This window comes from Sphingomonas sp. UYEF23 (assembly GCF_040546165.1).
GTDB lineage: Bacteria > Pseudomonadota > Alphaproteobacteria > Sphingomonadales > Sphingomonadaceae > Sphingomonas > Sphingomonas glacialis.
The window spans coordinates 58,321-76,116 of record NZ_JBEPNG010000009.1 but is presented as its reverse complement, the minus strand read 5'-3'; the positions used below and the strand labels follow the sequence as shown (position 1 = coordinate 76,116).

Sequence of the window (17,796 nt, the reverse complement as noted above, 5' to 3'; positions counted from 1 at the left end):
AGGGCGTTGCGTCACCTTTCTTGCCAGCATAGAGAATTTATCGATGAACCAGCCGCTTTTGCCCGCCCGCCCCGCCGCTTTCGCGCTGGCCGTGACCCTCATTCTCGGAGGATGTGCCGCGCAGACGTCGACGCGCTATCCCTCGCTGCTGCCGCGCGCGATCGAATCGCGCAGCGATGCCGAGCCCGAATCCCCCGTCGTGCTTGCCGAACCCGAGCCTTCGACCGATTCGGCGCTGGCCGACCTGCGCAAGACGCTCGACCGCACGAGCGCCGACTTCGCGCCCGCTGCGACGCGCGCCGAGCGGCTCGCCGACGCCGCCCGCGGTGACGCGCCCGGTGGCGAACGCTGGATCGCGGCGCAGACCGCGCTGGCCGAACTCGACGGTTATCGCGCAACGACGTCGGCCACGCTCTCCGCGGTCGATACGATGGCGTCGGACCGCATCACCGGCGGCAAACCCGAATATCCCGCGATCGCGACCCTCCAGACCGCGGCACAGGCCGCGCTCGAGGCGCAGAGCACACGCATCACCGCAATCTCGGCAAAGCTGCGTAGCGCCTAGCGGACGCCTTTGAGCAGCGGCAGGATCGTCGAATAATCGTCGGTCCACGGCGTGAAGCCCGCGCGGACCGGGACCGCCCCCCATGCCGCGTTGCCGCGCTGCAACGCCGCGATGATCTTGGAGTCGTGCGACAAGGCCACCCATTGCGACTTGGTCGCGCCTGCCGCGTTGGCCTGCGGCGGACGATAGAAGAGCTGGACGGCGTGCCACCCCCCAACCTCGGCAGCGCCCGCAACGACGGGTTCGAGATCGAGGAAGCGGTTCGAGATGTGCACCAGCAACAGCCCGCGCGGCGTGAGCACTCGCGCATAGCTCGCGAACGCCTCGCGCGTCATCAGGTGCATCGGCACCGAATCGGACGAGAAGGCATCGAGCGCGAGGAAATCGAGCGATCCGCTCGCCGCGTGCGCAAGGTTGAGCCGCGCATCGCCGAGCACCACCGGGGCATCGGGCAGACAGCGCGACAGGAAGCTGAAGCGCGTCCGCGCGATTCGGACGATCGCCGGATCGATCTCGTAGAACCGCCAGTCCTGTCCGGGCTTGGCATAGCAAGCCACCGTCCCTGCCCCCAGACCCACGATGCCGACGCGTGCCGCCGGCCCGTACAGCGCCGGGACCGCCTGCAACGCCTGTCCGATCCCGGCACCAGGGACGTAATAGGTCGTCGCGGTCCGCTCGCGTGCGGGCGTGCCGAGCAGCTGCAGGCCGTGCACCGTCGTGCCGTGCGCGAGTTCGCGTTCGCGCGGGTTTCCGCGGACGGTGTAGATGCCGAAATAGCTGCGCGTCCGCGCATCGGGCTCGAGCGAGATCATCACCGCGTGATAGCCACCGAATGCGATCAGCGATCCGAACATGGCAATCGCGAAAGCACGACGCGATTCGATCGTCAGCAAGCCGAGCGCCACCATCACCATCAGCGTGATGTGCTGCGTCGGTCCGGGGCGACCGATCGGGCCGGGATAGGTGAGCACGAGCGCCACGAGCCCGACCACCGCGATCGCCACAACATAGAGCAGGATCCGCTGCCGCTGCGCATTGCCGTCCCACAACCGCGCGACCACACCGAGCAAGGCGCGTTGCGGCGTCAGCACCGCCGCGGCGAGGATGAGGATCGGATATTCGTAGGTCCAGTCGAACAGCAGCGGCGCGAGCAGCGCCGAGAACACCCCGCCGAGCGCCCCGCCGACCGACATCGCGAGGTAGAACCCGGTCAGCCGGTCGGGCTCGGGCCGCAGCCGGTACAGCGCGGTATGGAGCGCGACCGAGACGAGGAACAGCACCGCCAGCGCCATGATCGCGCCGAGCATCGGCATCCCGGCCATCCCACCGACGAGCAAGCCGCCGAACAGCAGCATCGCGATCGGCGCGATTCGCGTCTGGATATCGGCTGTGGTGCGGTCGCTCGCAAACGCGATCGTGAAGCTCAGCAGATACAGCCCGAGCGGGAGCACCCACAGCAGCGGCATCGCGACGATATCGGTGGTGATCAGCGTCGAGGTCGCGAGCATCAGCCCCGACGGCACGAACGCCAGCAGGATCCAGTGCGCAACGCGTCGCCGACCCGGCGCGGGCGACGTGGCGCGCGGTGCTGCATCGGCCACCGGCCCGCCGCGCGGCAGCGTCGCCGCGCACAGCGCCACCAGCAGACCGACCAGGATATAGCCGCTGCTCCACACCACGCGCTGCCCGTACAGAGCGAGCCCGGGCTCGACGAACAGCGGGTAGGCCAGCAGCCCGGCAAAGCTCCCGAAGTTCGACGCGGCGTACAGCGCATACGGATTGTCGCCGTGCCGCGTCAGGCTGAACCAGCGCTGCAGCAACGGCGCCTGCGCCGAGATCGCGAAGAACAACGGCCCGATCGACAGACCGAGCAGCCACGGCACCCAGATCGCGGGCTGCGCGGTCGGGCTCGGCTGGAGCGCGGTGAGCCCGATCGGCAGCCACAACCCCGCGACGAGCAGGACGCCGAGATGCGTCATCGCCTGCGCGCGTGGGTTCATCCGACCGAGCCAGTGCGCATAGCCGTACCCGGCGAGCAGCAGCGCCTGATAGACGAGCATCGCCGAGTTCCACACCGCCGGCGCACCGCCAAGCCGCGGCAGCGCCATCCGCGCGACCATCGGCTGGACGAGGAAGAGCAGGAACGAGCTCGCCAGGATCGTCAGCACGAACAGCGGCCGGGCAAGGCGCATGGGAGCTCGGAGGGTCGTCATGCGGTCGGCCGATCGATTCGATAGAGGATGAGGCGCCGGAGCGGATCGCCCGCGGCGAGATTGGGATGGTCGAAATCGCCACCCACGACGCGCGTCATGCCGAGCCGCTCCATCAGCCCCCAGCTGCGCGTATTGGCGGGGACGGTGATCGCGGTGACACGCGGAATGGCGAGGTTCGCCCAGCCCCAGGCGAGGCTCGCCTCGGCCGCCTCGCGCGCATAGCCCTGCCCCCACGCATCGCGCGCCAGCCGCCACGCAATCTCGGTTTCGCCCGCAAGGAAGCTGTCACCCGGCTTGATCCCGCAAAATCCGAGGAACGCACCGTCGGCACGACGTTCGACCGCCCAGAAGCAGAAGCCGTGCGCATCCTGGCACGCGACCATCCGGTCATGCCCCTCGCGCGCGGCGTCGATGCTCAGCGGCGGGCCGAGATAGCGCATCACCTCGGGGTCCTGCCCCATCGCGTGCAACGGCGCGATATCGCGCTCGCGCCAGCCGCGCAGGATCAAGCGCTGCGTCTCGATCATGCGCGTGGACGGTCGATCACGTAGACCACGCTGTCGCGCAGCCGGTGCCCTTCGGCAAAGGCGGGATGCTCGAAATCGAGCGCGGGCGCGGCGTGCATGCCGATCCGCTCCATCAGCCGCTGGCTCGCGACATTCACGCGGGCGGTAATCGCGCCGATTTGCGCGTCGCGGCAGTTCGGCCACGCCCAGGCGAGTACCCCCGCCGCAGCCTCGCGTGCATAGCCCTGCCCCCAATGCGCGGGCCCGAACATCCAGCCAATCTCGAGCGCGCCCGCCAGCGGTGTTTCGGGGTTGCCGCGCTTCAGCCCGCAAAAGCCGAGCGGCACACAGTCCAGCCTGCGCTCGACCATCCAGAAGCCGAGGCCTTCGCTACGATACCCGTCGTGCCGTGCGATCGCGGCATCGGCCGCCGCTGCATCCATCGCCGGCGCGAGATCGGCCATCACCTGCGGATCGCCGAACCAGCCATGCAGCGTCGCGCGGTCGCCCGGTCCGGGAACGCGCAGCCGCAACCGCTCGGTCTCGACGATCGCGTCGCTCACGCGCCCAGCAAGCGCGCCGCATGCGCCGCATGATAGGTCAGCACGCCAGAACAGCCCGCGCGCTTGAACGCCATCAGCGTCTCGAGCACCATCGGGTCGCGCTCGGCCGCGCCGGCCGCGACCGCGGCCTCGATCATCGCATATTCGCCGCTCACCTGGTACGCGAACACCGGCACTTCGAACGCCGATTTCACCCGCGCGACGATGTCGAGATAGGGCAGCCCAGGCTTGACCATCACACTGTCGGCGCCCTCGGCGAGATCGAGCGCGACTTCGCGCAGCGCTTCCTCGGCATTGGCCGAGTCCATCTGATAGGTCTTCTTGTCGCCCTTCAGCAGCCCGCGCGAGCCCACCGCGTCGCGGAACGGGCCGTAGAACGCGCTCGCATACTTGGCCGCATAGGACATGATCTGGACGTTGTGGTGCGCATCAGCCTCGAGCGCCTCACGGATCGCGCCGATGCGGCCGTCCATCATGTCCGAAGGGGCAATGATGTCCGACCCCGCAGCTGCCTGGTTGAGCGCCTGCGCGACCAGCGCATCCGAGGTCGCGTCGTTGAGCACATAACCTGCCGCGTCGAGCAACCCGTCATGCCCATGGCTGGTATAGGGATCGAGCGCGACATCGGTCAGCACGCCCACTTCGGGGACCGCGTCCTTGAGCGCCTTCACCGCGCGGCACATCAAATTGTCGGGATTGATCGCTTCCTCGCCCGTCGCGCTGCGCAGATGCCCCGGCGTATTCGGGAACAGCGCGACGCACGGAATGCCGAGATCGCGCGCTTCACGCCCGCGGGCGACGATCCCGTCGACCGACCAGCGCGACACGCCGGGCAGCGATGCGATCGGCTCCTCGACGCCGGTGCCTTCGGCGATGAACAGCGGCCAGATCAGATCGGCGGGGGTCAGCACCGTCTCGGCATAGAGCCGCCGGCTCCAGGCCGAGGCGCGAGTACGACGAAGGCGAAGCGCTGGATATTGGGCGGTCATGTTGCGCGTTCTGGAACCTCGCGCGGGCGGGCGCAAGCGGTCTTGCGCGTCAGCTCGACGGGTGCAGCCGCCCCGCGGGTTCGGCCGAGCTCGGCACCTGTTCCTGCGCGCGCTCCGCCGGCACGACGAGCCGCTGGTTGCGCCAGCCGCCATAGCGATAATAGCACAGCGCCATCACGAAATTGGCGCACGAGCCGAGCGGGAAGCTCCACCACAGCGCATCCGCGCCCATCGTCGGCTGGAATAACAGCGCAAAGCCGATCCGCACCGGATACATCGCGACGAACAGCATGATCAGCGGCGCCCACACCGCGCCGTTCGCGCGGACGGTCGAGAACAGCACCATAGTCATGCCGAAGATGATGAAGTTCCAGCTCGCCAGCACCTGGATATGCCGCGCGATCGCAATCGCCGGGCTCTCGCCGCCGAGGACCAGCCCCATCACCGGTCGGTCGAACGCGATGATCGCGAGCACCATCGTCGAGGTCAGCACCGCGCTGAAGATCAGCCCGGCGCGTGTGATCCGGTCGACCCGGTCCCAGAAGCCCGCACCGATATTCTGCGCCGCCATGCTGCTCACCGCCGCGCCGACCGCCAGCGCGGGCATCTGGATATAGCCCCAGAGCTGGAGCGACACGGCATAGGCCGCGGTCGTCTCGATCCCGTAGCGGTTGACGAGCCCGGTCATCGTCAGCGCGGCGACCGACATGACGAGCATCTGCGCGCCCATCGGCAAGCCCTTCGACAGGATCGTTCGAGTCAGCGCTAGGCTCGGGATGAGGTAGGACAGCTCGTGCCCACGCAGCCGGATCGGCAGGTCGCGCGCATAAACGTAGGCAACCAGCCCGAACGCCGCGACGTGCGACGCGATCAGCGTCGCGGTCGCCGAGCCGGCAATCCCCATCGCCGGCATTCCGAACCAGCCGCGGATGAACACCGGGTTCAACCCGCTATCGAGCAGCACGCTGAGCATCGTGAACCACAGCGGCGTGATCGAATCGCCGATCCCGCGCAGCGCCATGCTGAGCAGCACGAGCAGCATCGACGCCGGCAGCCCGAGAAAGATCACGCGCAGATAGGCGAGCGCGAGCGGCATCGCGCTCGGCGGCGTCGCCAGCACGCGCAGGATATCGGGGGTGAAGATCCAGCCGAGCGCCGCGACCACCACCGCGCCGCCCATCACCAGCCCGATCGACGCGCCGAACGCGCGGCGCGCCGCCTCGACATCGCGCCGCCCCATGCTCTGGCCGATCAGGATGGTCGAGGCCATGCCGAAGCCGAACACGAGCGCGAACATCAGGAACATGATCGTATTGGCATTGGCGGTCGCCGCGATCGCGCCCTCGCCGAGGAAGCGCCCGACCCAGATCGTGTTGATCGAGCCGTTGAGCGACTGAAGGATGTTCGAGCCGAGCGTCGGGAGCGCGAAGGCGAGCAGCGTCATCGCGATCGGCCCGGTCGTCAGGTCGCGCTGACCGCGGCGCGTCGGGGAGCTTGCCATCGTCGTCTCTACTCCCCTTCGTCACCCCGGCCTTGTGCCGGGGTCCACCGTGCCGCGAGAGCAACGCTGCCCGCTCGTGTGTCACGGTAGACCCCGGCACAAGGCCGGGGTGACGACTATCCGATTTCAGCCCAGCCGCTCGAGCGCCGCCGTCAACCGCTCGGCCTCGGCGGACTTCTCGGCGTGATCGGCGCGCGCCTTCTCAACCGCCTCGGGCTTCGCGCGTTCCACGAAGCTCGCATTCCCAAGCCGTCCGGCGAGCGCATCGCGCTCCTTGGCGGCGGCGGCAATGCCCTTGGTCAGCCGTTCGCGCTCGACGGCGAGGTCGATGATCCCCTCGAGCGGCAGCACGAAGGTCGCGCCATCGACGACGACCTGCAGCGCGCCACCACCGGGCGCATCCTGCACCACGCTCGCCCGCGCGAGGCGAGCGATCACCGTCGCCTGCCGCTCGAGCCGCGCGAGCGTTTCCGCATCGGCATCACGGACATGCATCTGCATCCGCGTGCCCGGCGCAATGTTGACCTCGGTCCGCGCGGCGCGGATTTCCGACACCAATCGAATCAGCCAGTCGATCTCCTTGCTCGCCGCCGGATCGAGCGAGCGCGCATCCGCCATCGGCCATTTCGCGACGATCAGATCATATTCGCGCGGTCCCATCGCGTGCCACAGTTCCTCGGTGATGAATGGCATGAACGGGTGGAGCAGCACGAGGATCTGGTCGATCACCCAGCCCGCGACCAGCTTGCTCTCGGGGTCGATGCTGCCCTTCTCGTCGCCGTCGAACACCGGCTTGATCAGCTCGAGATACCAGTCGCAGAAGCGGCTCCACACGAACTGATAGACCGCGTTCGCCGCGCCATCGAAGCGCAGATCGGCGAGCGCGAGGTCGACTGCCTGGACGCAACCGATCGTCTCGGCGATGATCCACTTGTTGACCGCGAGTTCGGCCGCAGGCGCTTCCATGTGCGTACTCGCGACGATGCCGTTCGACTGCGCGAAGCGGCATGCGTTCCACAGCTTGGTGGCGAAGTTGCGATAACCCTCGACGCGCTTCTCATCCATCTTGATGTCGCGGCCCTGGCTCTCCATCGCCGCCATGAAGAAGCGCAAAGCGTCGGCGCCGTACTGGTCGATCAGCCCGAGCGGGTTGACGACATTGCCCTTCGACTTCGACATCTTCGCGCCGTCCGCAGCGCGAACGAGGCCGTGGAGGTACAGCTTCTTGAACGGCACATCGCCCATGAAGTGGATGCCCTGCATCATCATCCGGGCGTCCCAGAAGAACAGGATGTCGAAGCCCGAAATGAGCACGTCGTTCGGGTAGCGACCATGCAGCGTCGGCGAGGTTTCCTCGGGCCAGCCCATCGTCGCGAACGGCCATAGCGCGGAGGAGAACCACGTGTCGAGCACGTCGCTATCCTGGCGCAGCGCCACGCCCTCGCCGGCCTGCGCCTGCGCTTCGGCCTCGGTCAGCGCGACGTAGATCGAGCCATCCTCGGCGAACCACGCTGGGATCCGGTGCCCCCACCACAATTGCCGCGACACACACCACGATTGGATGTTCTCCATCCAGTTGAAGAAGGTCTTCTCCCACGTCTTGGGCACGATCTGGATCGCACCCGAGCGCACCGCCTCAATCGCCGGCTTCGCCAAGGTCGCCGCATCGACATACCATTGGTCGGTCAGCCACGGCTCGATCACCACGCCCGAGCGATCGCCGTAGGGCGTCTGGATCGTGCGCGGCTCGGCGTCGTGCTCGACGCCGTCCTTGTCGGTGTGCGCGATGAGGAAGCCTTCGGCCTTCAACCGCGCGACGACCGCCTTGCGCGCCTCCGCCGTGGTCAGCCCGAGCAGCTCGGCCGGGATCAACCCGTCAGACACCTGGACGACCTGCGCCTTGGCATCGAGCATGTTGAGCATCGCGTTCGCCGCGATCCCGGCGCGCTTGCCGACCTCGAAATCGTTAAAGTCATGCCCCGGCGTGATCTTGACCGCGCCCGACCCCAGCTCGGGATCGGCATGGTCATCGGTCACGATCGGGATCAGCCGCCCGGTGATCGGCAGCTTGATCTGCTTGCCGACCAGATGCGTGTAGCGCGCGTCCGACGCGTTCACCGCGACCGCCATATCGGCGAGCATCGTCTCGGGTCGCGTCGTCGCGACCTCGATAAAGCCCGATCCGTCGGCGAGCGGATAGCGCAGATGCCAGAAGCTCCCCTTGATCTCGCGCGTCTCGACCTCGAGGTCGCTGATCGCGGTGCCGAGGCCCGGATCCCAGTTTACCAGCCGTTTGTCGCGGTAGAGCAGGCCTTCCTTGTGCAGGTCGACGAACACCTTCAGCACGGCCTTGGAGAAGCCCTCGTCCATCGTGAAGCGCTCGTTCGCCCAGTCCATCGAGCAACCGAGCCGGCGGAGCTGCTGCGTGATCTCGCCGCCGCTCTCTTCCTTCCATTCCCACACTTTCGCGACGAACTCTTCGCGAGTGAAGTCGGTGCGCTTCTGTTGGGCGGAGGCCATCTGGCGCTCGACCACCATCTGCGTCGCGATGCCGGCATGGTCGGTGCCGACCACCCATAGCGCGTCCTTGCCCTGCAGCCGCGCATGCCGCGCCAGAATGTCCTGCAGCGTATTGTCGAGCGCATGGCCGATGTGAAGCGAACCCGTGACGTTGGGCGGCGGGTTGACGATCGTCCACGGCTCGGCGCCCGGGCGGTCGGGCCGGAACAGGCCATTGGTTTCCCAATGCGCGTACCAGCGCTGCTCGAGTTCGGCGGGGTCGAAGGTTTTGGAGAGCTCGGTCATAGCCTGCAGGCTTTAGCCGCGATGGCACAAAAGAAAAGGGCGGCCCGTACGGACCGCCCTCAAGGATCGCAGCATTGTCCCCCACGCCGTTCGGGCTGAGCCTGTCGAAGCGCTGCCCTCCCGACGTCCGGCGTTCCGGGCGGAGAGGTGCCCTTCGACACGCTCAGGGCGAACGGAGGGGGACGGTAGCGCAGCCCGGTCAGACCGCGTCGTGCGGCACGGTCTTCGGGGCTTCGATCGCCTTGGCGGGCTTGGGTGCCGCCTGCAGCTGCCCAGCCTTGCTGCAATCGCCACTGCTCTGCGAGACGACCTTGGGCTCGGCATTGCCGTAGGCGGTCATTTGGTAGCTTTGCGTGCAGCCGCCATTGCTCGAGCTGTACGAGGTGAACGAGTAGCTGCTCCCCGCCGGCATCGACGTGAGCGCCGCCTTGTCGATCTTGCCGCCCGTGGGTGCCGCCGCCTGCAGCGCGGCCGCTTGCTGCAGCATCGCCGCAGCCTGGCGATCCATGTCGGCGAAGATCTGGTCGAACCCGACGAACGGCGATTCGATCAGCGCGACCGGGATGGTGCGATCGACCGGCACCAGCGCGATCTTCGGCGGCGTATCCCCGGCATAGCGGACCTGCGCCACGCTGCCGTCGGGAAGAGCGACGTTCATCACGTGCGTCGCACGCTCGGCGGCAATCGCGCTCCCGGCCAGCGCGCACGTGCCCAGCCCGGCGAGAAGGATCTTCGAAAACGGAGTCATCGGATGGTTTCCTCGGTTGGTTGAAGACGGCGGAAAGTCTATCCCACCAACCTGAACGCCAGATGAAACAATCCGCCGCCACGCGGCATTGTGACGACATCATTGAACCGAGGAGCCGCCATGCGCATCGAACTCACCGTGCTTGCCTGGGGGTGTATCCTGGCGCTGGTCCACATCTTCGCCGCGGTCGTCCTCAAGACGCAGCTCTACGGCACCGCCTGGAACGCCGGAGCACGCGACGCGGCGATGCCACCGCCGCCGCCGCTCATCGCCCGGCTCGATCGCGCGCAGCGCAATTTCTTCGAGACCTTCCCGCTCGTCGTTGCAGCGATTGCGCTGCTCGGCATCACCGGGATCGAAACGCGCTGGACCGCGATCGGCGCCGTCGTATGGCTCGGCGCGCGGATCGCCTATCTGCCGATCTACGCCGCCGGCACGCCCTATGTCCGCACGCTCATCTTCCTTGTGAGCGTGGTCGGACTGCTGATGATGCTATGGCCGATCCTCGTCGCGCCGCTTTTCGGGTAAAGCTCCGGGCCGGCGCGGCGGTCAGCCGCCCTTCCCGCCGGATGTGCCGGCCGGACGCGGCGCGATCGCGCCGCCGGTGTATTTCCCCATCCAGCCAAGCACTTCGCGATACCATTGACGGCTCTCATTGGGCTTCTGCACCCAGTGGCTCCCGCCTGGATACACCACCAGCCGCGACGGAATGTCGCGCCGCTGCAGCGCGGTGAACGCCGCGATCCCCTGCGTGTACGGAATGCGATAATCGCCCTCCGAGGTGATGACGAGCTGCGGCGTCTTCCACGCGGTCACATGGTTGACCGGGTTCCATTTCTCGAACGCGGCGGGGTCTTCGTAATAGGCCTTGCCGCCATGCTCCCACTCGTCGAACCACAGCTCCTCGGTCTCGTACGCCATCGCGCGCGCGTCGAACACGCCGTCATGCTGGACGATGCACTTGAAGCGATCGGGCCAATTGCCCTCGATCCAGTTCATCATATAGCCGCCATAGGAGGCGCCGAGCGCGCAGGCATTGTCTGCGTCGAGCCAGGAGAATTTGGACGTTGCTGCGGCAAGGCCCTTCTGCAGATCCTCGAGCGGCCACCCGCCCCAATTGCCCCGGATCGCATCGGTGAAGGCCTGGCCGTACCCGGTCGACCCATGGAAATCGACCGCGACGAGGCCATAGCCAGCGCCCGCGAACACCGCCGGGTTCCAGCGATACGACCAGCTGTTGTTGCTCGACCCCTGCGGGCCGCCATGCACCATGTACGCGACGGGCACCTTCCCGGTGCTGCCCGCAGGCTTGACCGCATAGCCCCATACCGTGTCGGCGTTCGCACCGGTGAAGCTGAACTTGGTCACGCTCGGCATATCGATGCCGGCAAGCTTGGTCGCGTTGACCGCGGTCAGCCGCGCTGTCTTGGTGCCCGTGAGCCGGTAAAAATCATCGGGCGCGGTCAGCGAATTCATCGCGAACACGACCCCGCTCGCGGTCGGCAGCACCGCCGTGACGTTGCCCGCCTGCGTCAGCCGCGTGACCTTGCCGCTGACCGGCGAAACCGACCAGATCGGATTTTCCTGCGTGTCCTCGGCGGTGACGAGGATCGTCTTGCTGTCGGGCGACCACGCGATCGACCCGATCGAGCGATCCCAATCCTGCGTCAGCGCGCGGACCTGCCCGCTCGCCAGATCGCGCAGCATCAGCACTTGCCGATCGGCTTCATACCCAGCGCGCTTCATCGCGACCCAGGCGAGCGATTTGCCATCGGGCGACACCGTCGGGAAGGTGTCGGTCCCCGTGTTCGCCGCGGTCAGATTGGTCGGCGCGGCCGACCCATCGGCAGGCGCCGCGAAGATATCGAGATTGGTCGACAGCGGCTCGATCCGCCCCGCCTCGCGCAGCGCGAAGAAGACGGTCTTGCCGTCAGCGCTCCACGACACTTCCTCGCCGCCGCCGAACGGCTTGGAGGGTGCATCCCCAACCAGCGCGCCTTCGATCGCGACGCCGTTGCCGGTCGCGCCCGTCGGCGTCAGCGGCAGCACGAACAGTTGCGAGCGCGTCCCGTCGGACCAGCTCGCCCAGTGCCGCACGAACATCTGGTCGTACACGCGCCCGTTGCCGGCGTTGGCATCCTTCTTGACCATTGCCGGCTCGAGGCTCGGCGCGCCGGGACGGCGATCCGCCCAGACGAGCAGCTTGTCGTCCTGCGGCGAGACCTTGAAGCCGCCCATCCCGCCCTTGAATTGCGTCAGCCGCGTCGCAGCACCGCCCGCGATGCCAATCGACCAGACCGCGTCGTCGCCGCCTTTGTCCGATTGGAAATAGACCGTCCGCCCGTCGTGCGAGAATTGCGGTGCGGTCTCATTGACCTCGGCCTCGGCGGCAAGCCGCTCAGGCGCAGCGCCCGCGCGCGCGAGATCGAGCCGCCACAGGTCGAAGCGCCCGCCATCGATCGACAAGTCAGTCTCGCGCTGCTGCCATACGAGCCAGCGCCCGTCGGGCGAAACCGCAGGCGCCGAGACGCGCGACAGCGCGACGACGTCGTCGATCGTGAGTTGGCGGGCAGCTGCGGGAGCAGCGACGAAAGCGGCGCTCAAGGCGGTCGCGGCAAGAAGCATCTTCATGGCGGCACGTTACAGCAGAACGCAGCTGCCGCCGCAATCGGGTCTAAGCGGGCAGGTCTTACTTCCCCGTGATCCGATCAATCTCGCGCGCGACCATCGCCTCGACCATCGTCGGGAGATTGGCGTCGAGCCAGTCGCGCAGCATCGGCCGCAGCATCTCGCGCACCACGCCCTCGAGCGTGTCCGATCCGGTCACCTCGGGCTTGACCACCAGCCGCGACAAAGCGTCGAGCGGGCTGCGCGAGGCTTCGGCGGTGCGCGCCGACAGCAGCGATTCGGGGCTCGGTTCGGGCGCGACCGACGCCGGCGCAGGCTTGGCGGCCACCGCTACAGGCTCCGCCGCAGGCGCTGGCGCAGGGCGGGGGGCAGGCTCGCGTGCATATTCCGGCTCATGGACGGGCTCGCTCAGCTCGAGGATGTCGTGGTCGAAGGGTTCCGCTTCGGAGCGCGGCGGCAGCGAACGCGGCGGGCGCTTGCTGCGGCCCGGCGTCGCGTCGTTTTCCTCGGCGATGATGCGCTTGATCGACGAAAGGATGTCTTCCATCGATGGCTCCGCGCTCAGATCACCCATTACCGCATTCCTAGTTTGTGCGTAGATCCGATGGTTAACGGTTCTTCGTCGCATTACCTGCAGTGATCGGCGCGCTTCTGTCAACTGGCGCTTCGAGAATTGGGTCGAGCGGTTGCGTCATCTTCGCGGTCTGCGGGCGCGTCGCGTTGGTCCGCGTGCCGGTGACCGCCGGGTCCGGATCCGACGACCAGTCCCAGATCCGGTGCCGCACGCTGGTATAGTGTGCGACCGGATCGTAGAGCGGACCGCCGTCGAGCCCGAGATTGCGTGCTTCCGCCTCCCCCATCGCCGCGAGCAAGGCGAAGCCCGCGACATAGGCGTCGCGCTGCGCCGTAACGAGCGTGACCTGCGAGTTGAGCAATTCCTGCTCGGCGTTGAGGATGTCGAGAATCGTGCGGTTGCCGACGCTGTTCTCGGCGCGGACGCCCTCGAGCGAGAGCTTGTTGGCGTTGACCGCGACTTCGCTCGACGCGATCGTCTCGAGCGAGGATTTCCACACCGCATAGGCCGACCGCGCCTGCGCGATGACGCCGCGCTCGGTCTCGGTCACTTGCTCGATCGCGCGCACGCGCGCGTCCTGCGCCTGGCGAATCTGCGCGGCCGGGCGGCCGCCCTGATATAAGGGCATCGTCAGCCCGAGCCCGACCGTAGCCGCCTTCCCGCTCTGTCGGACCGCAACCCCCGTGCCCGAACCGAGCGAGCCGAGATAATTATAATAGTTGCCGCCAACATTGACCGCGACCGTCGGCAAGCGGTTGGCGCGTGCAACGCCAATGTCATAGCCCGCCGCATCGCGCGCCTTGGCCGCCGCGAGCAAGGTCGGATTGTTCTTCAACGCGACATCGACCGCGACATCGGGTTCGGCCGGCAGATTGGGCAAGTCGGGCGGCGTGTCGAGCCGGCCGGGCTCGGTGCCGACGAAGCGGATATAGCTCTCGCGGCTGGTGATCAGCTGCGCTTGCGACGATTGCAGCTGGCTGCGGGCGACCGCGAGACGCGCCTCGGATTGCGCGACGTCGGTGCGGGTCAGGTCGCCGACCTGGAACCGATCGCGGCTGGCTTGAAGGTTGACCTCGAGCACGCGGACGTTCTGCGTGTTGAGTCCGACGATCGCCTCGTCGCGGATCACGTCCATATACGCGCCGACCACGGTGGTGAACAAGCTCGCCTCGGTCCCGCGCAAGCTCAGCTGCCCGCTCTCGACTCGCGTCTGTGCGGCGCGAATGCCGTTGCGGACCGCGCCGCCGCTGTAGATCGGCACCGCGAGCGTCACGCTCGCCCCGGCCTGGCGATCGGGCGAGACAAAGCTGTTCGCCGCCTTCACGACATTCTCGGTGTAGGTGCTTTGCAGCTGGACGCCGGGCAGCCCCTGCGAGCGGATGATCGGCACGTTTTCGTCCACCCCGCGCTGGCTCGCGCGTTGCGCGGCGAGCGTCGGGTTGGTGTTGTACGCCTTGACCAAGGCCTCGCGCAGCGTTTCCGCCGACAGCGGTGCTGCGACCAGAGCGAGCAGCGCTGTACCGGTGACGAAAAAGAGTGCGCGCATGGCTCGGCGTGTCTTTCTGATCAGAACGTGAAGGAGCGCGGCCGCGAGAAGCCCGGCAGCGGAACGCAATCGATGTCGGCAAAGTCGAGCAGCGCAAAGCCGCCTGCGGTCTTGCGGCCCGAGGTCAGCCGCGTCACGCCGCGATCGGCGATCCCCGTGACGACCCGCCCGCCGATCGCGACTTGCGCAACCAAAGCGTCGGACACTGCCTCGACCGCGCCGTCGATGACGAGCACGTCGTACGGCGCGCCGGCAGCGTGGCCCGCCTCGAGCGGACCCTCGACCACGGTCACGTTGGTGGCATCGGCCAGGGCCGTGCGCGCCGCTGCCGCCAGGGCCGGCTCGCATTCGAGCGCGACGACCGAATCCACCAGATGCGACAGCACCGCCGCGGTATAGCCGCCCGCCGCGCCGACGAGCAGCACGCGGTCGGTCGCGCGCAGTTCGGCCTGGGTCAGCAGGCGCCCGGTCGCGATCGGCACGTTCTGCGCGCGGCCATGGCCGAGCGGCACCGCGGTATCGCGATACGCGATCGCCTGCGCATCGGCGGGCACGAAGGCTTCGCGCGGGACGCTGTCCATCGCGGCCACCACGCGCGCATCACTCACCGCATTGGTGCGCAGCTGGCTGGCCACCATTGCGTGGCGCATCGCCACCATCTCGGAATCCTGCGTCGTCACTGTCATCGAACCACACCCTTGTCGGACACCAGCTTTGCACAACTGTTGTAGCTGTGCAATACACTCGTTTGCTGCGCTCGCTTCTATCGTGATGGAAAGGCTACGCCAAGCGACGCGTAGCGGCATTTTTGCACGCCTGCGGTTGACAGCGCGCGTGCGCCCCTGCATCAGCGCGCCTCCCCGAAACGCCCCACAGCGTCTCGTGGCCCGATGGCGGAGTGGTGACGTAGAGGACTGCAAATCCTCGCACCCGGGTTCGATTCCCGGTCGGGCCTCCATATTCTTTCCTGCCCCGCGGCGCGGCAGGCGCGACGATCCTAGCGGTCGTCCCCGATATCCTCGAGCGCAGCGATGAACGGCAGGTCGGCCGGCGGCATCGCCAGGTCGCGCAGTGCCGCTGGTGCGTGCCACGCGAGCGCGGTCGCATCGAGCGCTTGCGGCACCCCGCCCCATACGCGGCAGACATAGAGCAGCAGCAGCAAATGGCGTCCGGGCAACGCCGCGCTGGCAAAGGTCAGCGGCGCCAGCGCGTCTTGCGCAACGACGATCCCCAATTCCTCCTCGAGCTCGCGCACCAGCGCCGCCTCGGGTGTCTCGCCCGGCTCGACCTTCCCGCCGGGAAACTCCCACAGCCCCGCCATCGCCTTGCCGGGCGGGCGCAGCTGCACCAGCACGCGCCCGTCGCGATCGATCAACGCTGCCGCAACCACCGGCATCAGCGAGGCCGTCTCGCCCGCGCCCAAAGGTTTAGACATTCGTTAATCATCCTTAGGTATCAAAACGCCGGAACCTGGCTCGGAGAGTATCGCCATGATCATCCGACTGCTGAAATCTCTGCTTGGCGACCGCCGGGGTGGCACCGCTATCGAATATGGGCTGATCGCCGCGCTCGTCGTGATCGCGCTGATCGCGTCGTTCACGCAGCTCGCAAATACCACCATCGGCATGTGGGGCAACGTGAACACCAAGGTCAGCAGCGCAGGCGCCGCGACCCCAGCGAACTGACCCGCAAACGCCACCGGTCGCCTTAAACTTTTATCAACTCTGGCCTTCTACACAAGCTGTGTTGGCCCGGCACTCCGGTCCGACCGGGTACTGAAGCACTTATCCACGGAGACCGAAATCATGAAGACGATCCGCAATTTCATCAAGAACTCCAAGGGCGCCACCGCAATCGAATACGGCCTGATCGCCGCGCTGATCGCCGTCGCTGCCATCGCCGCGATGCAGGGCCTGGGCAACTCGCTCAAGACCACGTTCACCAACGTGTCGGGTACGCTGGGTTCGGCTGCCAAGTAAGCTTTAGCGCTTACGTGACGACAGACGGGCGGCAAGACGATGGTCTTGCCGCCCGTTTTCGCGTGCGCGCCCTGCAAACGCCGCGTCTGCGACCGAATCCGCACGCATCGCGGCGCGGATAGCCGTCGCCGTGATGCAAGGAGTTCAGCCATCAGCGCGTGACGACCTTCACCAAGATTTCGGAATTGCGAAGTCCGCTTGATCCGGCAAGCGGCGGAGCGGCTTAGAGCCGCCCCATCGCCAGGAACTTCTCGCGCCGGCTGCGGCGCAGTTCGGCCGGACTCTTGCCGTCGAGCTTGATCAACGCCGCCTCGATCGCATCGCCGAGCGCAGCGATCGCCGTGGCCGGATCGCGCTGCGCACCGCCAAGCGGCTCGGGAACGATCGTGTCGATGACGCCCAGACCCTTGAGGTCCTGCGCCGTGATCTTCATCGCCTCGGCCGCTTCCGGCGCCTTGTCGGCGGTGCGCCACAGGATCGACGCGCAGCCCTCGGGCGTGATCACCGCGTAGATCGCATGTTCGAACATCATCACGATATTGCCGGCCGCCAGCGCGATCGCGCCGCCCGAACCGCCCTCGCCGACCACCGCCGCGACCATCGGCACGCCGAGCGCAAGGCACGCCTCGGTCGAGCGCGCGATCGCCTCGGCTTGCCCGCGCTCCTCGGCCTGGATGCCGGGAAACGCGCCGTTGGTGTCGACCAGCGTCACGACGGGCAGGCCGAAGCGATCGGCGAGCTGCATCAGGCGAATCGCCTTGCGATAGCCCTCAGGCTTGCCCATCCCGAAATTGTGCTTGAGCCGGCTCGCGGTATCGTCGCCGCGCTCGTGACCGATCACGAGGATGCGGCGCCCGCGAAATGTCGCAAAGCCGCCGAGGATCGCCTGATCGTCACCGAACGCGCGGTCGCCCGCGAGCAGCATGAAATCCTCGAACAGGCCAGCGACATAGTTCTTGAAATGCGGCCGCTCGCCGTGGCGCGCGACTTGCGCCTTCTGCCACGGGGTTAGCCTGGAATAGGTGTCGCGCAGCAGCTTGTCGGACTTTGCCTGGAGCCTGGCGACTTCCGCGCCGATATCGACCGTCCCTTCGGACGCGGTCTCGCGCAGCTCGTCGATCCGGCTCTGAAGCTCGGCGATCGGTTTTTCGAAATCGAGGAAACTTGCCATAGCCAGCG

General features: G+C 67.3%; 17 protein-coding genes and 1 tRNA gene. 5 read left to right on the top strand and 13 right to left on the bottom strand.

The annotated features are described in order from the left end of the window. Window positions 1-43: 43 nt before the first annotated feature. Complete coding sequence (locus ABIB28_RS15580) at window positions 44-565, top strand: hypothetical protein (RefSeq protein ID WP_189675174.1); 522 nt, start codon at window positions 44-46, stop codon at window positions 563-565. Here ABIB28_RS15580 and ABIB28_RS15575 read toward each other — a convergent pair. From ABIB28_RS15575 to ABIB28_RS15545, 7 genes are all read right to left on the bottom strand, one after another. Further along, a complete protein-coding gene (locus tag ABIB28_RS15575) occupies window positions 562-2,778 on the bottom strand; it encodes a spermidine synthase (protein WP_354289000.1) in 2,217 nt (738 codons plus the stop codon). The genes ABIB28_RS15580 and ABIB28_RS15575 overlap by 4 nt on opposite strands. Continuing rightward, window positions 2,775-3,305, bottom strand: a complete 531-nt coding sequence (locus ABIB28_RS15570) for a GNAT family N-acetyltransferase (RefSeq protein ID WP_354288999.1) — start codon at window positions 3,303-3,305, stop codon at window positions 2,775-2,777. The genes ABIB28_RS15575 and ABIB28_RS15570 overlap by 4 nt, the downstream gene beginning before the upstream one ends. Continuing rightward, window positions 3,302-3,847: a GNAT family N-acetyltransferase gene (locus tag ABIB28_RS15565; protein ID WP_354288998.1), complete on the bottom strand. Its 546-nt coding sequence runs from the start codon at window positions 3,845-3,847 to the stop codon at window positions 3,302-3,304. The genes ABIB28_RS15570 and ABIB28_RS15565 overlap by 4 nt, the downstream gene beginning before the upstream one ends. Next, the gene (gene hemB / locus ABIB28_RS15560; RefSeq protein WP_354288997.1) at window positions 3,844-4,836 is read right to left on the bottom strand and encodes a porphobilinogen synthase; all 993 of its coding nucleotides are present in this window, start codon (window positions 4,834-4,836) and stop codon (window positions 3,844-3,846) included. The genes ABIB28_RS15565 and hemB overlap by 4 nt, the downstream gene beginning before the upstream one ends. A gap of 49 nt (window positions 4,837-4,885) precedes the next feature. After that, entirely contained in the window at window positions 4,886-6,337 is a 1,452-nt protein-coding gene (locus ABIB28_RS15555; protein ID WP_354288996.1) for an MATE family efflux transporter, read from the bottom strand. 126 nt (window positions 6,338-6,463) lie between these two features. After that, entirely contained in the window at window positions 6,464-9,142 is a 2,679-nt protein-coding gene (locus ABIB28_RS15550) for a valine--tRNA ligase (RefSeq protein ID WP_354288994.1), read from the bottom strand. 199 nt (window positions 9,143-9,341) lie between these two features. Continuing rightward, entirely contained in the window at window positions 9,342-9,890 is a 549-nt protein-coding gene (locus ABIB28_RS15545; RefSeq protein WP_354288992.1) for a hypothetical protein, read from the bottom strand. 120 nt (window positions 9,891-10,010) lie between these two features. On the opposite strand from ABIB28_RS15545, the gene ABIB28_RS15540 reads away from it, so the two are divergent. Further along, window positions 10,011-10,418, top strand: a complete 408-nt coding sequence (locus ABIB28_RS15540; protein ID WP_133189141.1) for an MAPEG family protein — start codon at window positions 10,011-10,013, stop codon at window positions 10,416-10,418. Window positions 10,419-10,439: 21 nt separating this feature from the next. Here the strand turns inward: ABIB28_RS15540 and ABIB28_RS15535 are convergent, their stop codons facing one another. The 4 genes from ABIB28_RS15535 to ABIB28_RS15520 form a co-directional block, all read right to left on the bottom strand. After that, window positions 10,440-12,521 carry a S9 family peptidase gene (locus tag ABIB28_RS15535; protein ID WP_354288991.1) on the bottom strand — a complete coding sequence of 694 codons (2,082 nt, stop codon included), beginning with the start codon at window positions 12,519-12,521 and terminating at the stop codon, window positions 10,440-10,442. Window positions 12,522-12,579: 58 nt separating this feature from the next. Beyond that, window positions 12,580-13,065, bottom strand: a complete 486-nt coding sequence (locus tag ABIB28_RS15530) for a DUF2497 domain-containing protein (RefSeq protein WP_354288990.1) — start codon at window positions 13,063-13,065, stop codon at window positions 12,580-12,582. A 61-nt stretch (window positions 13,066-13,126) separates the two neighbouring features. Continuing rightward, entirely contained in the window at window positions 13,127-14,638 is a 1,512-nt protein-coding gene (locus ABIB28_RS15525) for a TolC family outer membrane protein (protein WP_165954490.1), read from the bottom strand. 20 nt (window positions 14,639-14,658) lie between these two features. Then, window positions 14,659-15,324 (bottom strand): protein-L-isoaspartate O-methyltransferase family protein, encoded by a 666-nt coding sequence (locus tag ABIB28_RS15520; RefSeq protein ID WP_354288989.1) that lies wholly within the window; start codon window positions 15,322-15,324, stop codon window positions 14,659-14,661. Window positions 15,325-15,522: 198 nt separating this feature from the next. Between ABIB28_RS15520 and ABIB28_RS15515 the strand changes: the two genes are divergently transcribed. Continuing rightward, a tRNA-Cys gene (locus ABIB28_RS15515) sits at window positions 15,523-15,596 on the top strand. Between the two features lie 39 nt (window positions 15,597-15,635). Here the strand turns inward: ABIB28_RS15515 and ABIB28_RS15510 are convergent. Further along, on the bottom strand, window positions 15,636-16,073 hold the full coding sequence (locus ABIB28_RS15510; RefSeq protein ID WP_354288987.1) for a (deoxy)nucleoside triphosphate pyrophosphohydrolase: 438 nt from the start codon (window positions 16,071-16,073) through the stop codon (window positions 15,636-15,638). 55 nt (window positions 16,074-16,128) lie between these two features. Between ABIB28_RS15510 and ABIB28_RS15505 the strand changes: the two genes are divergently transcribed. After that, window positions 16,129-16,323: a Flp family type IVb pilin gene (locus ABIB28_RS15505; protein ID WP_133189145.1), complete on the top strand. Its 195-nt coding sequence runs from the start codon at window positions 16,129-16,131 to the stop codon at window positions 16,321-16,323. Between the two features lie 120 nt (window positions 16,324-16,443). After that, window positions 16,444-16,617 (top strand): Flp family type IVb pilin, encoded by a 174-nt coding sequence (locus tag ABIB28_RS15500; RefSeq protein ID WP_133189146.1) that lies wholly within the window; start codon window positions 16,444-16,446, stop codon window positions 16,615-16,617. Window positions 16,618-16,840: 223 nt separating this feature from the next. Here ABIB28_RS15500 and ABIB28_RS15495 read toward each other — a convergent pair whose 3' ends face one another. Beyond that, window positions 16,841-17,788 (bottom strand): acetyl-CoA carboxylase carboxyltransferase subunit alpha, encoded by a 948-nt coding sequence (locus tag ABIB28_RS15495; RefSeq protein ID WP_354288985.1) that lies wholly within the window; start codon window positions 17,786-17,788, stop codon window positions 16,841-16,843. Window positions 17,789-17,796: the final 8 nt, after the last annotated feature.

Bases quoted from the DNA above. Each gene is read 5' to 3' on its own strand.
- ABIB28_RS15580 (WP_189675174.1), top strand. From the start codon at position 44: ATGAACCAGCCGCTTTTGCCCGCCCGCCCCGCCGCTTTCGCGCTGGCC.
- ABIB28_RS15575 (WP_354289000.1), bottom strand. From the start codon at position 2,778: ATGACGACCCTCCGAGCTCCCATGCGCCTTGCCCGGCCGCTGTTCGTG.
- ABIB28_RS15570 (WP_354288999.1), bottom strand. From the start codon at position 3,305: ATGATCGAGACGCAGCGCTTGATCCTGCGCGGCTGGCGCGAGCGCGAT.
- hemB (WP_354288997.1), bottom strand. From the start codon at position 4,836: ATGACCGCCCAATATCCAGCGCTTCGCCTTCGTCGTACTCGCGCCTCG.
- ABIB28_RS15555 (WP_354288996.1), bottom strand. From the start codon at position 6,337: ATGGCAAGCTCCCCGACGCGCCGCGGTCAGCGCGACCTGACGACCGGG.
- ABIB28_RS15550 (WP_354288994.1), bottom strand. From the start codon at position 9,142: ATGACCGAGCTCTCCAAAACCTTCGACCCCGCCGAACTCGAGCAGCGC.
- ABIB28_RS15545 (WP_354288992.1), bottom strand. From the start codon at position 9,890: ATGACTCCGTTTTCGAAGATCCTTCTCGCCGGGCTGGGCACGTGCGCG.
- ABIB28_RS15540 (WP_133189141.1), top strand. From the start codon at position 10,011: ATGCGCATCGAACTCACCGTGCTTGCCTGGGGGTGTATCCTGGCGCTG.
- ABIB28_RS15535 (WP_354288991.1), bottom strand. From the start codon at position 12,521: ATGAAGATGCTTCTTGCCGCGACCGCCTTGAGCGCCGCTTTCGTCGCT.
- ABIB28_RS15530 (WP_354288990.1), bottom strand. From the start codon at position 13,065: ATGGAAGACATCCTTTCGTCGATCAAGCGCATCATCGCCGAGGAAAAC.
- ABIB28_RS15525 (WP_165954490.1), bottom strand. From the start codon at position 14,638: ATGCGCGCACTCTTTTTCGTCACCGGTACAGCGCTGCTCGCTCTGGTC.
- ABIB28_RS15520 (WP_354288989.1), bottom strand. From the start codon at position 15,324: ATGACAGTGACGACGCAGGATTCCGAGATGGTGGCGATGCGCCACGCA.
- ABIB28_RS15510 (WP_354288987.1), bottom strand. From the start codon at position 16,073: ATGTCTAAACCTTTGGGCGCGGGCGAGACGGCCTCGCTGATGCCGGTG.
- ABIB28_RS15505 (WP_133189145.1), top strand. From the start codon at position 16,129: ATGATCATCCGACTGCTGAAATCTCTGCTTGGCGACCGCCGGGGTGGC.
- ABIB28_RS15500 (WP_133189146.1), top strand. From the start codon at position 16,444: ATGAAGACGATCCGCAATTTCATCAAGAACTCCAAGGGCGCCACCGCA.
- ABIB28_RS15495 (WP_354288985.1), bottom strand. From the start codon at position 17,788: ATGGCAAGTTTCCTCGATTTCGAAAAACCGATCGCCGAGCTTCAGAGC.